At 65.9% G+C, this 16821-nt stretch carries 15 protein-coding genes; 12 read left to right on the top strand and 3 right to left on the bottom strand.

The window, feature by feature from the left end:
* Window positions 1-3 precede the first annotated feature (3 nt).
* Window positions 4-933, top strand: a complete 930-nt coding sequence (locus tag JOE69_RS10515) for a patatin-like phospholipase family protein (protein WP_309798501.1) — start codon at window positions 4-6, stop codon at window positions 931-933.
* Window positions 934-1004: 71 nt separating this feature from the next.
* On the opposite strand, the gene JOE69_RS10510 is transcribed toward JOE69_RS10515, so the two are convergent.
* On the bottom strand, window positions 1005-1325 hold the full coding sequence (locus tag JOE69_RS10510) for a hypothetical protein (protein WP_309798498.1): 321 nt from the start codon (window positions 1323-1325) through the stop codon (window positions 1005-1007).
* A gap of 311 nt (window positions 1326-1636) precedes the next feature.
* On the opposite strand from JOE69_RS10510, the gene JOE69_RS10505 reads away from it, so the two are divergent.
* From JOE69_RS10505 to JOE69_RS10495, 3 genes are read left to right on the top strand one after another with little or no spacing between them, the layout of a single operon-like run.
* Entirely contained in the window at window positions 1637-2311 is a 675-nt protein-coding gene (locus JOE69_RS10505) for a pentapeptide repeat-containing protein (protein ID WP_309798495.1), read from the top strand.
* A 51-nt stretch (window positions 2312-2362) separates the two neighbouring features.
* Window positions 2363-3094, top strand: coding sequence for a transporter substrate-binding domain-containing protein (locus JOE69_RS10500; protein ID WP_309798493.1), 732 nt, complete (start codon window positions 2363-2365; stop codon window positions 3092-3094).
* Complete coding sequence (locus JOE69_RS10495) at window positions 3091-3468, top strand: hypothetical protein (RefSeq protein ID WP_309798491.1); 378 nt, start codon at window positions 3091-3093, stop codon at window positions 3466-3468. Before JOE69_RS10500 ends, JOE69_RS10495 begins: the two co-directional genes overlap by 4 nt.
* Before the next feature lie 32 nt (window positions 3469-3500).
* Here the strand turns inward: JOE69_RS10495 and JOE69_RS10490 are convergent, their stop codons facing one another.
* Window positions 3501-4631: an Ig-like domain-containing protein gene (locus JOE69_RS10490; protein ID WP_309798490.1), complete on the bottom strand. Its 1131-nt coding sequence runs from the start codon at window positions 4629-4631 to the stop codon at window positions 3501-3503.
* Between the two features lie 250 nt (window positions 4632-4881).
* Here JOE69_RS10490 and JOE69_RS10485 point away from each other — a divergent pair, with 250 nt between their 5' ends.
* The 4 genes from JOE69_RS10485 (at window position 4882) to JOE69_RS10470 (ending at window position 8283) form a co-directional block, all read left to right on the top strand.
* A complete protein-coding gene (locus JOE69_RS10485) occupies window positions 4882-6033 on the top strand; it encodes a cation:proton antiporter (protein ID WP_309798488.1) in 1152 nt (383 codons plus the stop codon).
* 94 nt (window positions 6034-6127) lie between these two features.
* Complete coding sequence (locus JOE69_RS10480; RefSeq protein WP_309798486.1) at window positions 6128-6745, top strand: hypothetical protein; 618 nt, start codon at window positions 6128-6130, stop codon at window positions 6743-6745.
* 61 nt (window positions 6746-6806) lie between these two features.
* Window positions 6807-7538, top strand: a complete 732-nt coding sequence (locus JOE69_RS10475; protein ID WP_309798484.1) for a YcnI family copper-binding membrane protein — start codon at window positions 6807-6809, stop codon at window positions 7536-7538.
* 106 nt (window positions 7539-7644) lie between these two features.
* Window positions 7645-8283, top strand: a complete 639-nt coding sequence (locus JOE69_RS10470) for a DUF4232 domain-containing protein (RefSeq protein ID WP_309798482.1) — start codon at window positions 7645-7647, stop codon at window positions 8281-8283.
* A gap of 31 nt (window positions 8284-8314) precedes the next feature.
* Here JOE69_RS10470 and JOE69_RS10465 read toward each other — a convergent pair whose 3' ends face one another.
* Window positions 8315-8848: a hypothetical protein gene (locus tag JOE69_RS10465; protein WP_309798480.1), complete on the bottom strand. Its 534-nt coding sequence runs from the start codon at window positions 8846-8848 to the stop codon at window positions 8315-8317.
* Between the two features lie 375 nt (window positions 8849-9223).
* On the opposite strand from JOE69_RS10465, the gene JOE69_RS10460 reads away from it, so the two are divergent.
* From JOE69_RS10460 to JOE69_RS10445, 4 genes are all read left to right on the top strand, one after another.
* A complete protein-coding gene (locus tag JOE69_RS10460; RefSeq protein WP_309798478.1) occupies window positions 9224-10243 on the top strand; it encodes an endonuclease/exonuclease/phosphatase family protein in 1020 nt (339 codons plus the stop codon).
* Window positions 10244-10344: 101 nt separating this feature from the next.
* On the top strand, window positions 10345-11229 hold the full coding sequence (locus tag JOE69_RS10455; RefSeq protein ID WP_309798476.1) for a trypsin-like serine peptidase: 885 nt from the start codon (window positions 10345-10347) through the stop codon (window positions 11227-11229).
* Between the two features lie 101 nt (window positions 11230-11330).
* The gene (locus JOE69_RS10450; RefSeq protein WP_425545981.1) at window positions 11331-16010 is read left to right on the top strand and encodes an ATP-dependent helicase; all 4680 of its coding nucleotides are present in this window, start codon (window positions 11331-11333) and stop codon (window positions 16008-16010) included.
* Window positions 16003-16785 (top strand): DNA-formamidopyrimidine glycosylase family protein, encoded by a 783-nt coding sequence (locus tag JOE69_RS10445; RefSeq protein ID WP_309798472.1) that lies wholly within the window; start codon window positions 16003-16005, stop codon window positions 16783-16785. The genes JOE69_RS10450 and JOE69_RS10445 overlap by 8 nt, the downstream gene beginning before the upstream one ends.
* The last annotated feature ends 36 nt before the right edge of the window (window positions 16786-16821 follow it).

Genomic DNA, 16821 nt, shown 5'->3' with positions numbered 1-16821 from the left:
CCCATGAATCCAACATCCTCTTCACCTCTGCATACTCCCCTGCCCGCCACACCGAAATCCGCGACCGGGCGGGCACTGGTCCTCGGCGGTGGCGGGTCCGGCGGCAATGCCTGGCTGATCGGCGTCCTCGCCGGACTCTTCGACGCCGGGCTGGACGTCACCGGTGCCGATCTGACCATCGGCACCTCAGCCGGTTCGACGGCGGCAATCCAGATCGCCGGTACCCCGCTGGACGAACTGCTCGCTGCCACCCTGGCAACGCCCACGCCGGACCAGGGACCCGCGCGGAACCCATCGGCGCCGAACCGATCCGCCTCCGGGCACTTGGCACGGATCGGCAAGATCATCGCCGTCGCCCAGGACGCCGCAGACATGCGCCGCAGGATCGGTGCCGCAGCACTGGAACTGGCCACGGCCTCGGATGGTTCTTGGCAAGCCCAGTGGCGCAACACGGTGGCTTCGCGGCTGCCCAACCAGAACTGGCCGGAACGCCGGATATTGATTACCGCGATCAACGCCGGGAACGGCGAGCCGGCGGTCTTCGACAGGCATAGCGGGGTCGAGCTGGCAGACGCCGTCGCGGCCAGCTGCTCCAGCGCGCTGCCCTACCGGATCGGCAGCGAGCAGTATCTGGACGGCGGCTACCGGCGCAATGAAAATGCCGATTTGGCTACCGGGTTCGCCCGGGTGCTGGTGCTCGCGCCTTTCGGCGGCAGAACCCTGCATCCTCTGGACCGGGGCCTACAGCTCGAGGCCCAAGTGGCCGAGTTGCGGGCGGGCGGCAGCGAGGTGGCGACGGTCTTCCCGGACGGCAGCTCCGAGCATCTGTTCGGAGCCAATGCGATGGATCTGTCCCTGCGCCCCGCCGCGGCCCGAGCCGGCCACCACCAAGGCAGCCTCCTCGCCGAGCAGCTCAGCGAGTTCTGGCGTTAACCAGCATCGAGTGGCCAGATCTGCACCCCAGTCGAAGCATTTGGGGGCAGATCTGGCCACTCGTGAGGAGATTACTGGTTGGTGCCGGAGAAGGCCACGTACCAGCCGCTCTGCCCTTGGTATTCCGCGTATACGCACTGCGCCCAGGTTTTGGGCCGCAGTTTGGATTCGGCATAAACAACGCAATCCTGGGAAGTGGCGAACGGGGTGTTTTTATAGGTGAGGACGTCCCAGTAATCCTTGGACACCGGGCCGATTTTGATCACCTGCACCGGGTATCCATTGGCGACGGCGGCCGGAGCCAGACTCACCCCGGTCAAGCCGATGATCCCGGCGAGCGCAGCGGCGGCCAAGGGACGGAACTTGCGCTTGTTCGGTGCAATAATCCCCATGTTATTAGCTCCCTAAATTCCGGTATTGAAGGATCTTCTAATACCGCCAGGATAGCAGAATGCATATGGCGGATAAAGGGAATTCCGGCCAGAATAATATTCTGGACAATAATTACCCGGTATATTTTTGTGCAAACTCGGCAAGTGCGCACCATGGCCGCCAACCCGTCATCGAGTGGCCAGATCTGCACCTGAAACGACGATTTTGAGGTGCAGATCTGGCCGCTCGAGGGCGGTAGCAGATATCGCCGTCGGCGGATCGCTCCTATGATGGGACCGGATCAATCGACCAGTGGAGGGGAACCGAGTTCGTGGCTGGACAACGGAGCGCTGAACAGAAAACCAAAGCCCCCAGAATCGACGAGGTCGAGCTGCCCGAGCTCGAAACCGCCACGGAGCTGGAACCCCAGGCGCACGGCTTTCTGGAAGCGAAGCTGCTGGACCGGCTGGATCTGACCGACCGGGATTTGACCGGCATTCAGTTCCTCGAATCGAAGTTGGACGGAGTCACCCTGCACGAGGCGAAGCTGAAATCCGCCACCTTCAAGGAGAGCGTGCTTTCCCGGATCAACGCTCCAGTATTCAGCGCACCCCGGGGACGCTGGAGCAACGTGCTGTTGGCGGATTCCCGGCTGGGCTCGGTGGAACTGTACGAGACCGGCTTCAGCTCGGTGCGTTTCGCGAACTGCAAACTCGGCTACATCAATTTGCGCGGCGCCAACCTCTTGGACGTGGTGTTCGACAACTGCAGCATCGACGAACTCGACTTGGGCAACGCGAAAGCCACCCGGGTCGCCTTTCCGGACACCCGGATCGGGAAACTGGACATCACCCACGCGGTGTTCCAGGATTTCGATTTGCGCGCGGCGGAGATCGCGGAACTGATCAGCGTGGAAGCCTTGGCCGGCAGCACCCTCTCCGAGCAGCAGGTGCTGTTCCTCGCCACCTCGCTCGCCAGGAACTTGGGCATCCGGGTCGAAAACTGAGCCCGGCAGATCCCGGATCTCAGTCCGGCCCGAATCCCTATAATGGCCGGTATGGGCACTGCGAACAAGGACACCATGACAAGCGACGGCGCAGCGGTCGAGGTCAGCAGGGACTTGGCTCCGACCGGCCGATTGCGCGCTTCGATCAACCTGGGCAATCCGGTCTTGGCGCAAGGCACTGCCGGTTCGCCCGGCGGCGTCACAGTGGATATCGCCCGCGAACTCGCCCGCCGCTTGGGCCTCGAACTGGATCTGCTCTGTTTCGACGCAGCCCGCAAATCGGTCGATGCCTTGGCTTCCGGCCAGGCCGACATCGGCTTTGTGGCGATCGAACCGGCGCGTGCGGCACAACTGGCATTCAGCGCACCGTACCTGCTGATTGAAGGCGTGTTCGTGGTGCCACAGGACTCGCCGCTGCAGTCCGTGGCCGACGTCGATCAGCCCGGAGTGCGCATCGGCGTGAAGCAGGGTTCGGCCTACGACCTCTTCCTGGGCCGCACACTGCAGCACGCCGAAGTGGTCCCCGGGGCCGAAGGGGTTGACGTCTTGCGCGAGCTGGGCTTGGCAGCCGGTGCCGGAATTCGGCAACCGGCCGGCGCCTTCGTCCGCGACAACCCCGGGTTCCGGCTGATCGACGAACGGTTCATGGAAATCCGGCAAGCCGTGGCCACCACCAGGGACCGGCACCCGGACTCCGTGCACTTCCTCGACCAAGCGGTCCACGAACTGACGGCGACTGGTTTCATTGCCGAGTCGTTGCGCCGATCGGGAGCAGGATCGTGAACCAGGTCAAATGGCTGGCCGAGCCCGAGGCACAGGATTATCCGGCCGCCGCCAACTACCTCAATCTGCTGGCTGACCAGGACCTGGCAGCCGGGCTGATCGCAGGTCTGCGGGCGGCCTCGATCAGCCAGCAGAAAGCCAAGGACCTCTTGCGGGCCAGCGGTCTGCCCCTATTGCCCGAAGACAATCCGCATGTGGCTTCGGACCTGGCCAAAATCCGGCACGGCAAGGCGCTCTCGCCCGTGCTCGTGGTCCGCGGCGACCTGGTCCGAGGCGTCCCCGCCCAGATCGCCGACGGCTACCACCGGGTGTGCGCGAGCTACTGGACTGACGAGAACACCGATATTCCGGTCAAGCTCGTCGATTTCCACTAGCCGCGCACCCCGGTTCGGCGAGGTTCCGGCCGTCAGTGCGAACGGCGCCGCATGAGCAGCATCCCGGCACCGGCCAGCACGGCCAAGCCGCCCGCCACTGCCGGGACCAGCAAGCCATTGGCCCCGGTATTCGCCAGTTCCTCCTGGGTCGTAGCAGCCGACGTGCTCGGCTCCACCGGGACACTCGTGGTCAGTGGTGCCGCGGTGGTCACCGGCGGCTCAGTGGTCGGCGGGACCACGGGCGGCGTGGTGTGGCTGTCTTCGTCGCCCTGCCCGTCTCCGCTGGCAGTACTGCGCCGGAAATCGGTCACCACGCTCTTCGTGGTCCCGTCAACCGTGACCAATGCGGTGTTCTTGTAGCTCGACGCCGAGGCATCGATGACCTTGGTGTCGTAAACCAACCGCAGCACTTGGCCCTCCGGCACCGCCGGAGCGTCGGCCGAAGATTCGACCGGCCGGCTCGCAGTCAAGGTCTGACCGGCGCAGGAAGCGGTGAACTCGACGTCCCGGGCCAGCGCCGGGCCCCAGGTCTGGACTTCGTCATTGGCCCGGAAGGTTTCGGAAAGGTTCATCCCCACGCTGCCGCACTCGAGCTCCATCCCGGTCCCGACAGTGTCCTCGAATGAGATCCGGTCGAAGGCCCCCTTGGGCGACTCGACGGTCCAGCGAATCCGATCCGTCGGGGTACTCGACGGATCGCCGTTCGCATCGATCCAGAACCCGTACTTCTGCGAGGAGGTGCGGTCGACCGGCCTGCCTTCTCCCGGTGTGATCGTCACCTCGGCCTCGTTCCCGAAGGTCAACGCATAGGGCTTGCCGGGTTCCAGCTCGCGGTTGAGCTTGGTGGTGAGTTTCGCGGTTCCGGAGACGTTTTTGTGCGTACTGACGAAATCCGTCAAAGTGAACGTCACTACACCGTTCTGCACGACGGCGTTGGCGACCAACTCGCCCGCGCTGTTCCGGATCTCGAACCCGCTGACCAATGAATCCAGCTCAGCCGGCAGCGTCAGGCTGAAGGTATCGCCCGGTTGCGCCGTGTCGGGCACCGCCCAGGTCGCATCCACGGTGATTTCGTCGTACCTCCCTGGATTGTCCGGCGTCACCGTCACCGTCTTCACCGCGCCGGGAATCTCTGCGGCCCGCGCCGGCAAGGCCAGGCTCACGGCCCCTGCCACAGCGAGAAAAACTGCGGCAATCATGGCGACCAACCGAATCAATCGTCGTCGACCGGGCAGCGTTAAACTGTTCGAAAAAGACATGCATCCCCCAAATATGCAAACAATGACCGAGTCGGCGGTAGACTCCATCGACCCGAGCGAGAGTTTACTGGAGTAGCCGGCAGAAATTCCAGCTACTCCATCTTCCAGTCAAATTCCGGTCCCAGTCTGGGAACGTCACGAGAATCGGGGTCCGATGAGTTTCGCACTACTGGCCCTGATCATGGTTCTGGGCTTGCTCGGACCGCTCCTGGCAACGCCGCCGCGCTGGCGGATTCCGGTGGTCCTGGGCGAGCTGCTGGCCGGTCTGCTGATCGGCCGCACCGGATTCTCCCTGGTGGATTCAGCGGATCAGACCTTTAGCTTCATGGCCAGCATCGGCTTCGCCTTGATCATGTTCATCGCCGGAACCCATGTTCCGGTCCGGGATGCCAGCATCCGGGCGGCACTGGGCAAGGGCCTGCTCCGGGTCGTCGTGGTCGCCGTGCTTTCGGCCGCGCTTGGCGTCGGCATCGCGGTGCTTTTCGGCACCATGCATGCCCCGCTCTACGCGGTGCTTCTGGCGTCCTCTTCTGCCGCGCTGGTTTTGCCCATCGTCGATTCATTGCGGCTGGGCGGGCCCAAGGTCTTGGCCATGACCGCTCAGGTGGCGATTGCCGATACCGCCGCGATCGTCGCACTGCCCCTGGCCATCGACCCACCGAATGCCGTCCGGGCCGTGCTGGGCGCCCTTGCCGTGGCGGCCTGCGCGGTGCTGCTCTTCTTCCTGATGCGCACGACTGACCGGAACGGCAGCCGGAAACGCCTCCGCGCCTTGTCGGAACATCGGAAGTTCGCCCTCGAGCTGCGCGGACAGCTCGCGATCCTCTTCGCCCTGGCCGCGCTGGCCAGCTTCAGCCAGGTCTCGATCATGCTCGCCGGATTCGCCTTCGGACTCGCAGTCTCCGCGGTGGGCCAGCCGCGGCACGTCGCACGCCAGCTTTTCGGCATCACGGAAGGATTCTTCGGGCCGCTTTTCTTCGTCTGGTTGGGCGCCTCGTTGAACCTGCGGGAATTGGCGGCGAACCCGATGATGGTTCTGCTCGGACTTGCCCTCGGACTCGGTGCGGTGCTCACGCATCTCGCGATCCGTCCGCTGGGCATGCCCTTGAGCTTGGGCGCCTTGTCCGCCGCCCAACTCGGCGTCCCGATCGCGGCCGCGACCATTGGCGGCCAAGCCGGGCTGTTGCTGCCGGGTGAAGCCAGCGCCCTCATCCTCGGAGCCTTGCTCACGGTTGCCGTGGCGACCATCGCGGGAGGCCGGGCTGCCGCTTCCTTCGCCGTCGGTACGACCGCGAAAGCCGGCTGAATCGGCTAAAATCCAGAAGGCGATCGGCTACGAATCACTGTCGACCCATATCGACTGGAAAACCAGTTCAGCGGTCAGAGCCGGAAGGATGGACATGGCGAACATGGTCCCCTTCCGGCTTTTACGAAGCCTACTCATCACACTGACCACAGTGAGCTTGGCCGGTACCGCGCACGCTGCCGCCGGCGGCGGCTTTCCGGCCGCGCCGCTGTTGCTCGGCATGACCGCGTTGACCTGGCTCGGTTGCATGTTGGTTTCCCGATGGCGACTTTCAGTTCCGGCAATGGCAGTCCTGCTGGCCGGAAGCCAGGTGGCCTTGCACCAGGGATTCGAGTGGTTCGCCATGTCCGGCGATCCGATCGGCGGCACCATACCGGCGGGCCATCCGCATGGAACGGCCATGAATCTGCCTGACCTGGATTTCAGCGCGTCGGCCGCGACGCCGGAACATGCCAGCAGCACGGCGATGCTCATGATGCACGTTCTGGCCACTGCGGTGACCGCCGTGCTGCTGGCCCGGGGTGAAGCTGCGCTCTGGACCCTCTCCGATTGGTTGCGGCCCCTGCTGCAACCGGCCCGTCCGGTGCCGCTGCCGGCAGCGACCAGGCCCGCGAGCATCCGGCAGGTTGCCGAAGCCGCCGCGGTGCGATGGATTCTGAGCGCAAACCGTTGGCGCGGGCCGCCACCGGCCCCGGCAACAGCGTCCCCTTGATCGCGGCTTCTGCAACGGTCCCCCACTCCGCGCAGCTGCGCAACCTCCAGAAAGCATCCTCATGACTAGCAAATCCAGCGCTTCCGCGCACCAGAAAACCGTCCGCCGCACGGTACTGACTGCAGTTGCCACCGCCGCACTGATGAGTGTGGGGTTGGCTTCCGCGGCCGCCCACGTGACTGTCGACGCCTCGAGCACCGCGGCGAATTCCTACACCTTGCTCAGCTTCAGTATTCCGCATGGCTGCAGCGGCTCAGCCACCACCAAAATCACGATTTCGCTGCCGGAGGGCATCGATGATGCCACTCCGACCGTGAATCCCAACTGGACCGCCAGCAAAGTCACCGCGAAGCTGGCCCAGCCCAAGACCTTGGCGAACGGCAGCCAAGTCACCGAACGGACCAGCCAAGTGGTCTACACCGCGAAAACTCCGCTTGACCCGGCGCAACGAGACGCCCTGGTGCTTTCCCTAAAACTGCCCGACGCAGCAGGCGACCAGTTGGACTTCCCCGTGCTGCAGAGCTGCGAAACCGGCGAAGTGGACTGGGCGCAGAAGGTGCAGCCGGGCCAGGACCATGACGCGGTGAAAGATCCGGCTCCCGCGATCACGCTCAGTGCCGCGGCAGCCGGAGATCACGGCGGTCATGCGGCAAGCTCGGAATCGGGAGCACAAAGCCAACCGTCGCAGGCGCCGGGGTGGATCGGCTTGGCAGCAGGCCTGGCCGGGCTGGTCTTGGGGGCATTCGCCTTGTTCCGCACCTTCGGCCGCGGCCGAAGCGGTTCCACCGACTAGGCGGCAACCCGTTCGCCGATTGGCGTCGGATCACAATCCGGCGCCAATCGGCCACTCGCCCGGGAAGGTGGTTGACTGCAGCAATGACTGGCGAGAGTGTGTTGTTATGGCATTCATGATTTCGCCCCGCATCCGGGTCCTGACCAGCATCAGCGCCCTGTCCGTGACCGCGGTCCTGGCACTGGCCGCGTGCAGCCAGCCGGCGTCCGAGGCCAGTCCGTCCGGCTCTCCGGCATCCAGCGCTTCAGGAAGTCCTTCAGGCAGCCCGCAGACCAGCCAGACCGGCACCGGGCAGACTCCGGGCAGCACCGGGGCGGTTGCGGTGCAGTGCACTGCGGGCATGCTCAGCGGCTCCACGGACAGTGCCGGAGGCGGCGCCGCCGGGCACCTGGAAATGAGGCTCCTGGTCAAGAACACCTCGAACCAGCCCTGTTTCATGGACGGATATCCCGGGGTGTCCCTGGTCGGGAAGGGCAACGGCACGCAGCTCGGCGCCGCCGCGGAACGCAATCCGGCACAACCTTCCGCCGGCCAAGTGACGCTGGCCCCGGGGGCCTCCGCCCAAGCGGCTTTGCGCTACACCCAGGCCGGGAACTACCAGAGCGCCTGCAGCCAGACTGCCGCGGACGGCCTGCGGGTGTACCCGCCCGGAGCCACTGATGCGCTCTACATTCCGCAACCGCTCACGGCGTGCACCGAGGACTCCGTCGTGCTCCTGCAGATCGGCGCATTCTCCGCGGCTTGAGCCACGGCTTCCCGAGTGCCGCCCGGGGCGCTCAGTCGAACAATTTCGCCACATCGATGGCACGACGCGGTTTCCGACGGCCATACGCCATGGCGTGCAGCCGCAATGCAGCCGCCGCGCAGGCGATGGCGCACACGCCTTGCAGCAATCCCGGCAGCACCGGGGCTTGGATCAGCACGGCCAGGATTGCGCAGATCACGGTCACCACCCCGGCGCTGACCAAAATCCTGGCACGTTCGAGGACTCCGTAGCCGAGCAATCCCAGGCCCAGCACCAGCCATGGCCCCCAGCCGCGCAGCGGTTCGATGGCTCCGGCCAGGAAGATCCCGAACTCGACCGCGCAGGCCAGGTACAGATATGCCTTGAAACTGGCCAACAGCGCCGGCTTCCGGCGCAAGAACCAGATCCAAGTCACTGCGGCGAGCAGCATCGACCCGAAGACGTAGTGCAGGGCGACCGATCCGCCGTCCGATCCGGTGCTCAGATCTGCTGCAGCACCACTGAGGAACAGCAAGGCCAAGCCGGTCAAGGGCAGCCAATTGTTCCCTACCTGCCGTGACTGCACGGCCCCTCCATTCGGCACAAGTTCCCCACGAGTGATGGCACATCGGCAACCCCCTGCCGCGGCCGGCTGTCGTCACGGCTCCGCGGCAATTGCCGATAGCGCCAGGCTACCGCCGAGGTACGACAGGACGACGGCGGCACACCGATGCAAAAGGCGGGACATGAGGCAAGCCCCGGAATTGTCACCGAGCCTGACCCGAAGACTAAAGATGATTGTTTAATATTCGGTTGGCGCAGATTTCATCTTTTTCGGCTAATCTGTTGGCTATCACCCGAAGACACTGGAGTTCCGGGCCACGATGGAATGGGGACCATGGCACAGCTATCACGGAGGAATGTACTCCGCGGATTGACCGGAGCAGCAGCCGTCGGAACGATGTCCTGGGCAGCTACCAACCCGGCGAATGCGCTGATCGGCACCGGCAGCACCGTGAAAACCCTGGTTTTGAATGCCTGGTTCGGCGGAACCGCGGTCCCCGGCGGCGTCGACATGATCGTCGAGATCATCAAGCAAACCGGCGCCACCATCGTGTTCCTGCCGGAAGCGAAATCCACAACTTCCGACATCGTGCAGAAGCTCAATGCCTCCGGGGCGACTTTCGACTTCCGAATGAGCGGCAGCACCGCGGTGATCTCGGCTTATCCGATTGCGGAAACCGCCACCCTGCCGTTCATGACGAAGGCGGTGCTCACCGTCGGCACGGTCCAGATCGCAGCCTACGCCGCGCATCTGCAGTATCAGTGGTATGCGACGTATCTGCCCCGCGGCTACGGCGCCGGCGTGCCGTCCGGAGAGTTCTCCGAGTACGGCTGGAAAAAGATTCCCAGCGGCCCGATCACTGATCCGGCCGCCTTGAAGCGGGTCAATATCGCTTCCGGACGGCCCGACGCGGTGAATCGTTTCATCGCGGACGCCCGCAGCGAACGCTTGCTGGGCCGGGTGGTGCTCCTGGGCGGCGATTTCAACGAACCGTCCACGCTCGACTGGACCGAGGCGACCGCGAACCGCTTCGACCACAACGGCGTCGTAATGCCCTGGCAGTCGACCCAGGCGCTCAAGGATGCCGGCTTCACCGACGACTTCCGCAGGAAATACCCGGATCCGGTACGCAATCCCGGCTTCACCTGGCCGGCGAGCAATCCGAACGCTGCAGTCAGCTCACTGACCTGGGCCCCGGAGGCCGATGAACGCGACCGGATCGATTACCTGTTCCACTTCGCCGATCCCAGACTGGGCTGGCAAGACACCCAGTTGGTCGGCCCCCGCGGCTCGATCGTCCGCAACCAGCGAGTCGATGAGAGCAGCAACGAAACCTTCCTGCTCAGCGATGCGGCCTGGCCCACCGACCACAAAGGCGTACTCAGCAGCTACACATTGCTCAACATCAGCAAATAGCAAGGCTTCATCCAGATAATTCACGGTTAATATCCTGGGAATACCCTGCCAATTCATGACAATCCCTTGAACATAACTTGGGTGAACACCAAGCTCTACTTATGAAAACCATGACGCGTTCCCTGTCCTCGCTCGGCACCGCATCCATTCTTTTCGCGGGAGCCCTGCTCGCCGGTGGCGCCGCCAACGCGGCCCCCACCGAAAATCTTCCGATCAGCCCGGTGGGCTATTCCGTGGTCAATGGCGTCCCGGATACCGCGAACCCGATCACCCGCTCGGGCATCACCAGCGACACCGGCTACAACTCGACGTCGTACTCCGACGGCAGCCAGCCAGTCTCCGAGTCGGTGATCGGCACCGACGGCCGCACCCAGGTCAAGAAGACTACGGAAAGCCCGTTCCGCCGCACCGGTCAGATCGTTTTCAAAGAAGACAGCACCAGCTACATCTGCACCGGTTGGCTGATTTCCGCCAGCACCGTGGTGACCGCAGGGCATTGCCTCAACGGCGGCGCATCCACGGACATCACCTTCACCCCGGCCCGCAACGGCTCCACCGATCCGTACGGCACGTTCAAAGCCACCGAAGTCTGGGTCGATGGCCGCGGCGTCAATGCCGCCGGCGGCGACTGGGGCGTCATCCAGCTGGACAAGCCGGTGGGCGACACCGTGGGTTGGTACGGCCTCGCTCCGGCCGGTGCAGCCGACTTGCGCGGGCAGACCGCCAAGGTCATCGGCTACCCGGGCGACAAGCCGCGCGGCACGATGTGGCAGCACAGCGACAAGATCGGCTCGGTCACGGACCGCAACTTCTTCTACCAGACCGATACCGCTGGCGGGCAGAGCGGTTCCGCGGTGACCACGAGCGACAGCAACGTGGCCAACGGCATCCACATCTGGGGCACCGGCGGCAACGACGCCAAGGGCAACGGCGCCACCCGGATCACCGGAGAGCTCTTCAACACCCTGGCGAACCTGCGCAAGTAGATTCCACCGCCGCTGCCCAACTTCCACCCCTGGAAGTTGGGCAGCGGCGTTTCTGCTCAACTTCCAGGGGTGAGAACGGAGCTGGCATCGTGTAGTCCATGATGGTATCCATGAGCACTACCGCCCTCGACCTGTTCAGCGCACCCACCCGTGCTTGGTTCCAGGGCGCTTTCGCCGGGCCTACCCCGGCGCAGACCGGCGCTTGGGAAGCGATTGCGGCCGGCTCGCACGCTTTGGTGGTGGCACCCACCGGCTCCGGCAAAACGCTGGCCGCGTTCCTCTGGTCACTGGATTCCTTGATCCGGGACCCGGAAAACCCCGGGGGGCCGGGCACCAAAGTGCTCTACATCTCGCCGCTCAAGGCGCTCGGGGTGGATGTGGAGCGCAACCTCAGGGCGCCGTTGATCGGGCTCCGGCAGCAAGCCGAGCAGCTCGGCCTGCCGGTCCCCGAGGTCAGCGTGGGTGTGCGCAGCGGCGACACTCCGGCCAATGAGCGGCGGAAACTGCTCAGCCACCCGCCGGAAATCCTGATCACCACTCCGGAATCGTTGTTCCTGATGCTGACCTCGCAGGCGCGCAAGAGCTTGCAGTCGGTACGCACCGTGATCATCGACGAAGTGCATGCGGTGGCAGGCACCAAACGGGGCGCACATCTGGCTGTCTCCCTCGAGCGCCTGGACGCCCTGCTCACCGGGCCGGACGGCACCGGCAGCCCGGCCCAGCGGGTCGGCTTGTCCGCCACGGTGGAGCCGCTGGAAACCGTGGCCCGGTTCCTGACTGGCTCGGCGCCCTGCCGGATCGTGGCTCCGCCGGCCAGCAAGACCTGGGACCTGCAAGTCACCGTGCCAGTGGAGGACATGTCCGACCTCGCGTCAGCAGCAGCGGCGCACGATCTGGGGCCCGGCTCCGGCCTGCAACCGAACGCTTCGATCTGGCCTCACGTGGAGGAAAAGATCGTGGACTTGGTCACCGCAAACCGGTCCACCATCGTGTTCGCCAATTCCCGGCGCCTCGCAGAACGGCTGACCGGCCGGTTGAACGAGATCTACTTGGCCCGGCAACTTCCGGAACCCGAAGCCGAGGCGGAATCCGCGGCCCAGCTGCCCGCGGGGCAACCCCCGGCCCAGCTGATCGGCCAAGCCGGGCTCAGCGCCGGGGCCGATCCGGTGCTGGCCAAGGCCCACCACGGCTCGGTGTCCAAAGAACAACGCGCGCTGATCGAAGACGACCTCAAGTCCGGGCGGCTGCGTTGCGTGGTGGCCACTTCCAGTCTGGAGCTGGGCATCGACATGGGCCTGGTGGATCTGGTGATCCAAGTCGAGTCTCCGCCCAGCGTGGCCAGCGGACTGCAACGGGTGGGCCGGGCCGGGCACCAGGTCGGCGAAGTCTCGCAGGGCGTGCTGTTCCCGAAGCACCGCGCGGACCTGGTGCACGCCACGGTCACCGTGGAACGGATGCTCGCCGGCCAGATCGAACCGTTGTACATTCCGGCGAACCCCCTGGACATCCTGGCGCAGCAGACCGTTGCGGCCACCGCTTTGGGCAGCCTCGACGTCGAGGAATGGTTCGACACCGTACGGCGCAGCGCCCCGTTCAGCGCACTGCCGAGATCCGCTTTCGACGCCACCTTGGACCTGCTGGCGGGCCGCTACCCTTCGGACGATTTCGCCGAACTGCGCCCGCGGATCATTTGGGACCGCAACGCCGGAACCATCACCGGCCGCCCCGGAGCGCAACGGCTCGCGGTGACCTCGGGCGGCACGATTCCGGACCGCGGGCTGTTCGGGGTGTACTTGGTCGGCGCGGAAGAAGGAAAGAACTCCCGCCGGGTCGGCGAACTGGACGAAGAGATGGTCTACGAATCCCGGGTGGGCGACGTTTTCGCCCTGGGTGCCACCAGCTGGCGGATCGAGGACATCACGCATGACCGGGTGCTGGTTTCGCCGGCCTTCGGGCAACCGGGCCGGCTGCCGTTCTGGAAAGGCGACTCGCTCGGCCGGCCGGTCGAATTGGGCCGGGCGATCGGCGCCTTCATGCGGCAAGTCAGTGCCGCCCCGAAAGCCGAGGCTTTGGCGCGGTGCCGCAAAACCGGCTTGGACGACTACGCCGCGAACAACTTGCTCGGCTATCTCGCCGAACAGGCCGAAGCCACCGGCAGCGTGCCCGATGACCGGACGCTCCTAGTGGAACGGTTCCAAGACGAACTCGGCGACTGGCGGGTGGTGCTGCACAGCCCGTTCGGGATGCCGGTGCATGCACCGTGGGCCCTGGCAGTCGGCGCGCGCCTGCAGGAACGTTACGGATTGGACGGTTCCGCGATGGCCGCCGACGACGGCATCGTGCTGCGGGTGCCGATGATGGATGACGAGCCGCCCGGGGCCGATCTGTTCATTTTCGAGCCCGACGAGCTGGAATCCATCGTGACCGACCAAGTCGGCGGATCGGCGCTGTTTGCTTCCCGGTTCCGGGAGTGCGCCGCCCGTGCCCTCCTGCTGCCCCGGCAGAACCCGGCCAAGCGCTCCCCGCTGTGGCAGCAACGGCAACGCTCGGCGCAACTGCTCGACGTGGCCAAGAAATACCCGAGCTTCCCGATCATCTTGGAGACCGTGCGGGAGTGCCTGCAGGACGTCTACGATCTGCCCGCGTTGAAGGGGATCGCCAGCGCCTTGGAACGGCGCGAGCTCCGATTGACCGAGACCACCACGCAACAACCCTCTCCGTTCGCCCGCTCGCTGCTGTTCGGCTACGTGGCCAGCTTCTTGTACGAAGGCGATTCGCCGCTCGCGGAACGCCGGGCAGCTGCGCTGTCGCTGGATCCCGCCCTGCTCAATGAATTGCTCGGCCGGGCGGAACTGCGCGAGCTCTTGGACCAAACCGTCATCGACGAGGTGTCCGCGGAACTGCAACGCACCGCCGTCGGGCGCAAAGCCCGGGGGCTGGAAGGCGTGGCCGATCTGCTGCGGCAACTCGGCCCGCTGTCCGCGGAGCAGGTCGCGCAACGGTTGGCGGTTGATCAGCGGCCGGAGTCCGGGCCCGGCACTGTCGATCCGGGCTTAGCTGATGCCACTGGCTGGCTGGCGGACTTGGTCCGGTCCAACCGCGCATTCCGCAGCAAAGTCGCCGGCGAACCGGTGTTCGCCGCGGTCGAAGATGCTGCCCGGCTCCGGGATGCGCTCGGCGTGCCACTGCCGATGGGCATCCCGTTGGCCTTCATCGAACCGGTAGCGGACCCGCTGGGCGATCTGGTCTCCCGCTATGCCCGCAGCCACGGCCCGTTCCTGGCGAGCGAAGCCGCCGCCGCGCTGGGTTTGGGCGTCGCCGTGCTCAGCGCCGCGTTGGAACGCTTGGCCAGTGACGGCAAGGTGGTGCAAGGCGAATTCCGGCCGGTTGCTTCGCCCGGCGAAGCCGGTGGGCTGGAATGGTGCGACGCACAAGTCCTGCGTCGAATCCGGCAACGCTCGCTGGCCGCGCTCCGCGCCGAGGTGGAACCCGTGGACCGCGCGGCGTTCGGCCGATTCCTGCCGTCCTGGCAACACGTCGGTTCCGGACTCCGCGGCCACGACGGCGTACTCACCGTGATCGACCAGCTCGCCGGAGTGCCGATCCCGGCATCCGCGATCGAACCCTTGGTGTTGGCTTCCCGAGTCCGGGACTATGCGCCGGGCATGCTCGACGAGCTCATGGCGGCCGGTGAAGTGCTCTGGTCCGGAATGGGTTCGCTGCCCGGCAACGACGGCTGGATTGCGCTGCATGCGGCCGAATCGCTGCCGCTCACCCTCCGGCCCGCCGCCGACTACGAACCGGCCGGGCTGGCCGCGGACTTATTGGCATTTCTCGCTCCAGGCGGCGCGTATTTCTTCCAGCAATTACGGATCGGCCTGGAAAGCGCCGAACTGCCCTCGGACCAGGCGCTGACCGCTGCCATCTGGGAGTTGGTGTGGGCAGGCCGCCTGGGCAACGACACTTTCGCCCCGGTCCGGGCAATGCTCGACGGCGGGCACACCGCGCACCAGCAAAAGGCCCGACCGGCCAGGCTTCGCCCGGCCCGACTGGGGGGCCGGTACGCCGGCCTGGCCAAACCTGCGCAGCCGGCGCTCCAGCCGATGGTCGGCGGGCGGTGGAGCGCATTGGGCTCCACCGGACCGGAACTTGATCCGACCATCCGGGCGCACGCCACCGCCGAGCTGCTGTTGGACCGCTACGGCGTGCTGACCCGGGGGCCGGTAGCGCTCGAAGGCGAGCCCGGCGGCTTCGCCTTGATGTACAAGGTGCTCTCCCGGCTCGAAGAGCAGGGCCGTTGCCGGCGCGGCTACTTCATCGAAAAACTCGGCGCCGCCCAATTCGCGGTCCCGGCCACGGTGGACCGGCTGCGCAGTTTCAGTACCGATTTCACCGAAGACAAACCGCCGTATTCAGCGGTTGCGCTGGCCGCCACCGATCCGGCGCAGCCGTATGGCGCGGCTTTGGCCTGGCCCGGGCTGGAGGCTGCCGCCTCCGGGCACCGGCCGGGCCGCAAAGCCGGTGCCCTGGTGGTCTTGGTGGACGGCAGCCTGGTGCTCTATGTGGAACGGGGCGGGAAGACCGTGCTCTGTTTCAGCGAAGAGCTGCCCGTCCTGGAGTCCGCCGCGGCGGCCTTGGTGGCACTGGTCAAACGCGGCGCGGCCGACCGGCTGGCGATGGAGAAGGTGAACGGCACGGACATTCTGGACACGTCGTTGGCCAAGGCCTTGCTGGCTGGCGGTGCCGCAACCAGCCCGCGCGGAATCCGGATCCGTGCCTGAGGGCGACACCGTCTGGCGGCAGACGCGGGCCCTGGATGCGGCGCTGCGCGGCAAGGAAATCCTGCGCAGCGATTTCCGGGTACCGGCCTTCGCAACTGTTGATCTCCGCGGCTTCACCGTCTCCCGGGCGTATCCGCGGGGGAAGCATCTGCTCATCGAAACCGCGTCCGCGGAGGGGCGGACCACGGTGATCCATTCGCATTTGAAAATGGAAGGCAGCTGGCAGCTCTACCGGCCCGGCGAGCCCTGGCGCCGACCGGCACACACCGCAAGGGCCGTGCTGGAGGTCGCCGACGCCGTCGCGGTCGGCTTTTCCCTGGGATTGCTCGAGGTGCTCCCGGCCGGTGAGCTGGATCTGGATTTCCTCGGCCCCGACCTGCTCGGCCCGGATTGGGATGCCGCGGAAGCGCAGCGCCGGCTCGAGGCCGATCCGCAACGGCCCATTGGGGCCGCCCTGCTGGATCAACGGAACCTCGCCGGAATCGGCAATATCTACCGGAACGAACTCTGCTTCCTGGTCGGTGCACACCCGGAACGCCCCACCGCCTCGGTTGACCTGCCGCGCATTCTGGGCCTGGCCAAAAGACTGCTGGAAGCCAATAAAGCACGCAGCCAACGCAGCACCACCGGCAGCGCAGCCCGCGCCGATGCCGCCAGTTGGGTTTACCGCCGGGAGCACCTGCCCTGCCGGCGTTGCGGCACCCGGATCCGGCAGGAGCAGCTCGACGGCAGGACCATCTTCAGCTGCCCGCGCTGCCAGCCCCGGGATTGGTGACCGGGCCGCAGGGACCGAGCCGCAGGGACCGAGCCG

Source organism: Arthrobacter russicus (assembly GCF_031454135.1).
GTDB classification, from domain to species: Bacteria; Actinomycetota; Actinomycetes; order Actinomycetales; family Micrococcaceae; genus Renibacterium; species Renibacterium russicum.
The sequence above is the reverse complement of the archived record's forward strand: the minus strand, read 5'-3'. Positions and strand labels throughout refer to the sequence as shown.

Coding starts and splice junctions, on each gene's coding strand:
- JOE69_RS10475 (WP_309798484.1), top strand. CDS start 6,807: ATGACTAGCAAATCCAGCGCTTCCGCGCACCAGAAAACCGTCCGCCGC.
- JOE69_RS10515 (WP_309798501.1), top strand. CDS start 4: ATGAATCCAACATCCTCTTCACCTCTGCATACTCCCCTGCCCGCCACA.
- JOE69_RS10455 (WP_309798476.1), top strand. CDS start 10,345: ATGAAAACCATGACGCGTTCCCTGTCCTCGCTCGGCACCGCATCCATT.
- JOE69_RS10480 (WP_309798486.1), top strand. CDS start 6,128: ATGGCGAACATGGTCCCCTTCCGGCTTTTACGAAGCCTACTCATCACA.
- JOE69_RS10470 (WP_309798482.1), top strand. CDS start 7,645: ATGGCATTCATGATTTCGCCCCGCATCCGGGTCCTGACCAGCATCAGC.
- JOE69_RS10460 (WP_309798478.1), top strand. CDS start 9,224: ATGTCCTGGGCAGCTACCAACCCGGCGAATGCGCTGATCGGCACCGGC.
- JOE69_RS10450 (WP_425545981.1), top strand. CDS start 11,331: ATGGTATCCATGAGCACTACCGCCCTCGACCTGTTCAGCGCACCCACC.
- JOE69_RS10500 (WP_309798493.1), top strand. CDS start 2,363: ATGGGCACTGCGAACAAGGACACCATGACAAGCGACGGCGCAGCGGTC.
- JOE69_RS10485 (WP_309798488.1), top strand. CDS start 4,882: ATGAGTTTCGCACTACTGGCCCTGATCATGGTTCTGGGCTTGCTCGGA.
- JOE69_RS10510 (WP_309798498.1), bottom strand. CDS start 1,325: ATGGGGATTATTGCACCGAACAAGCGCAAGTTCCGTCCCTTGGCCGCC.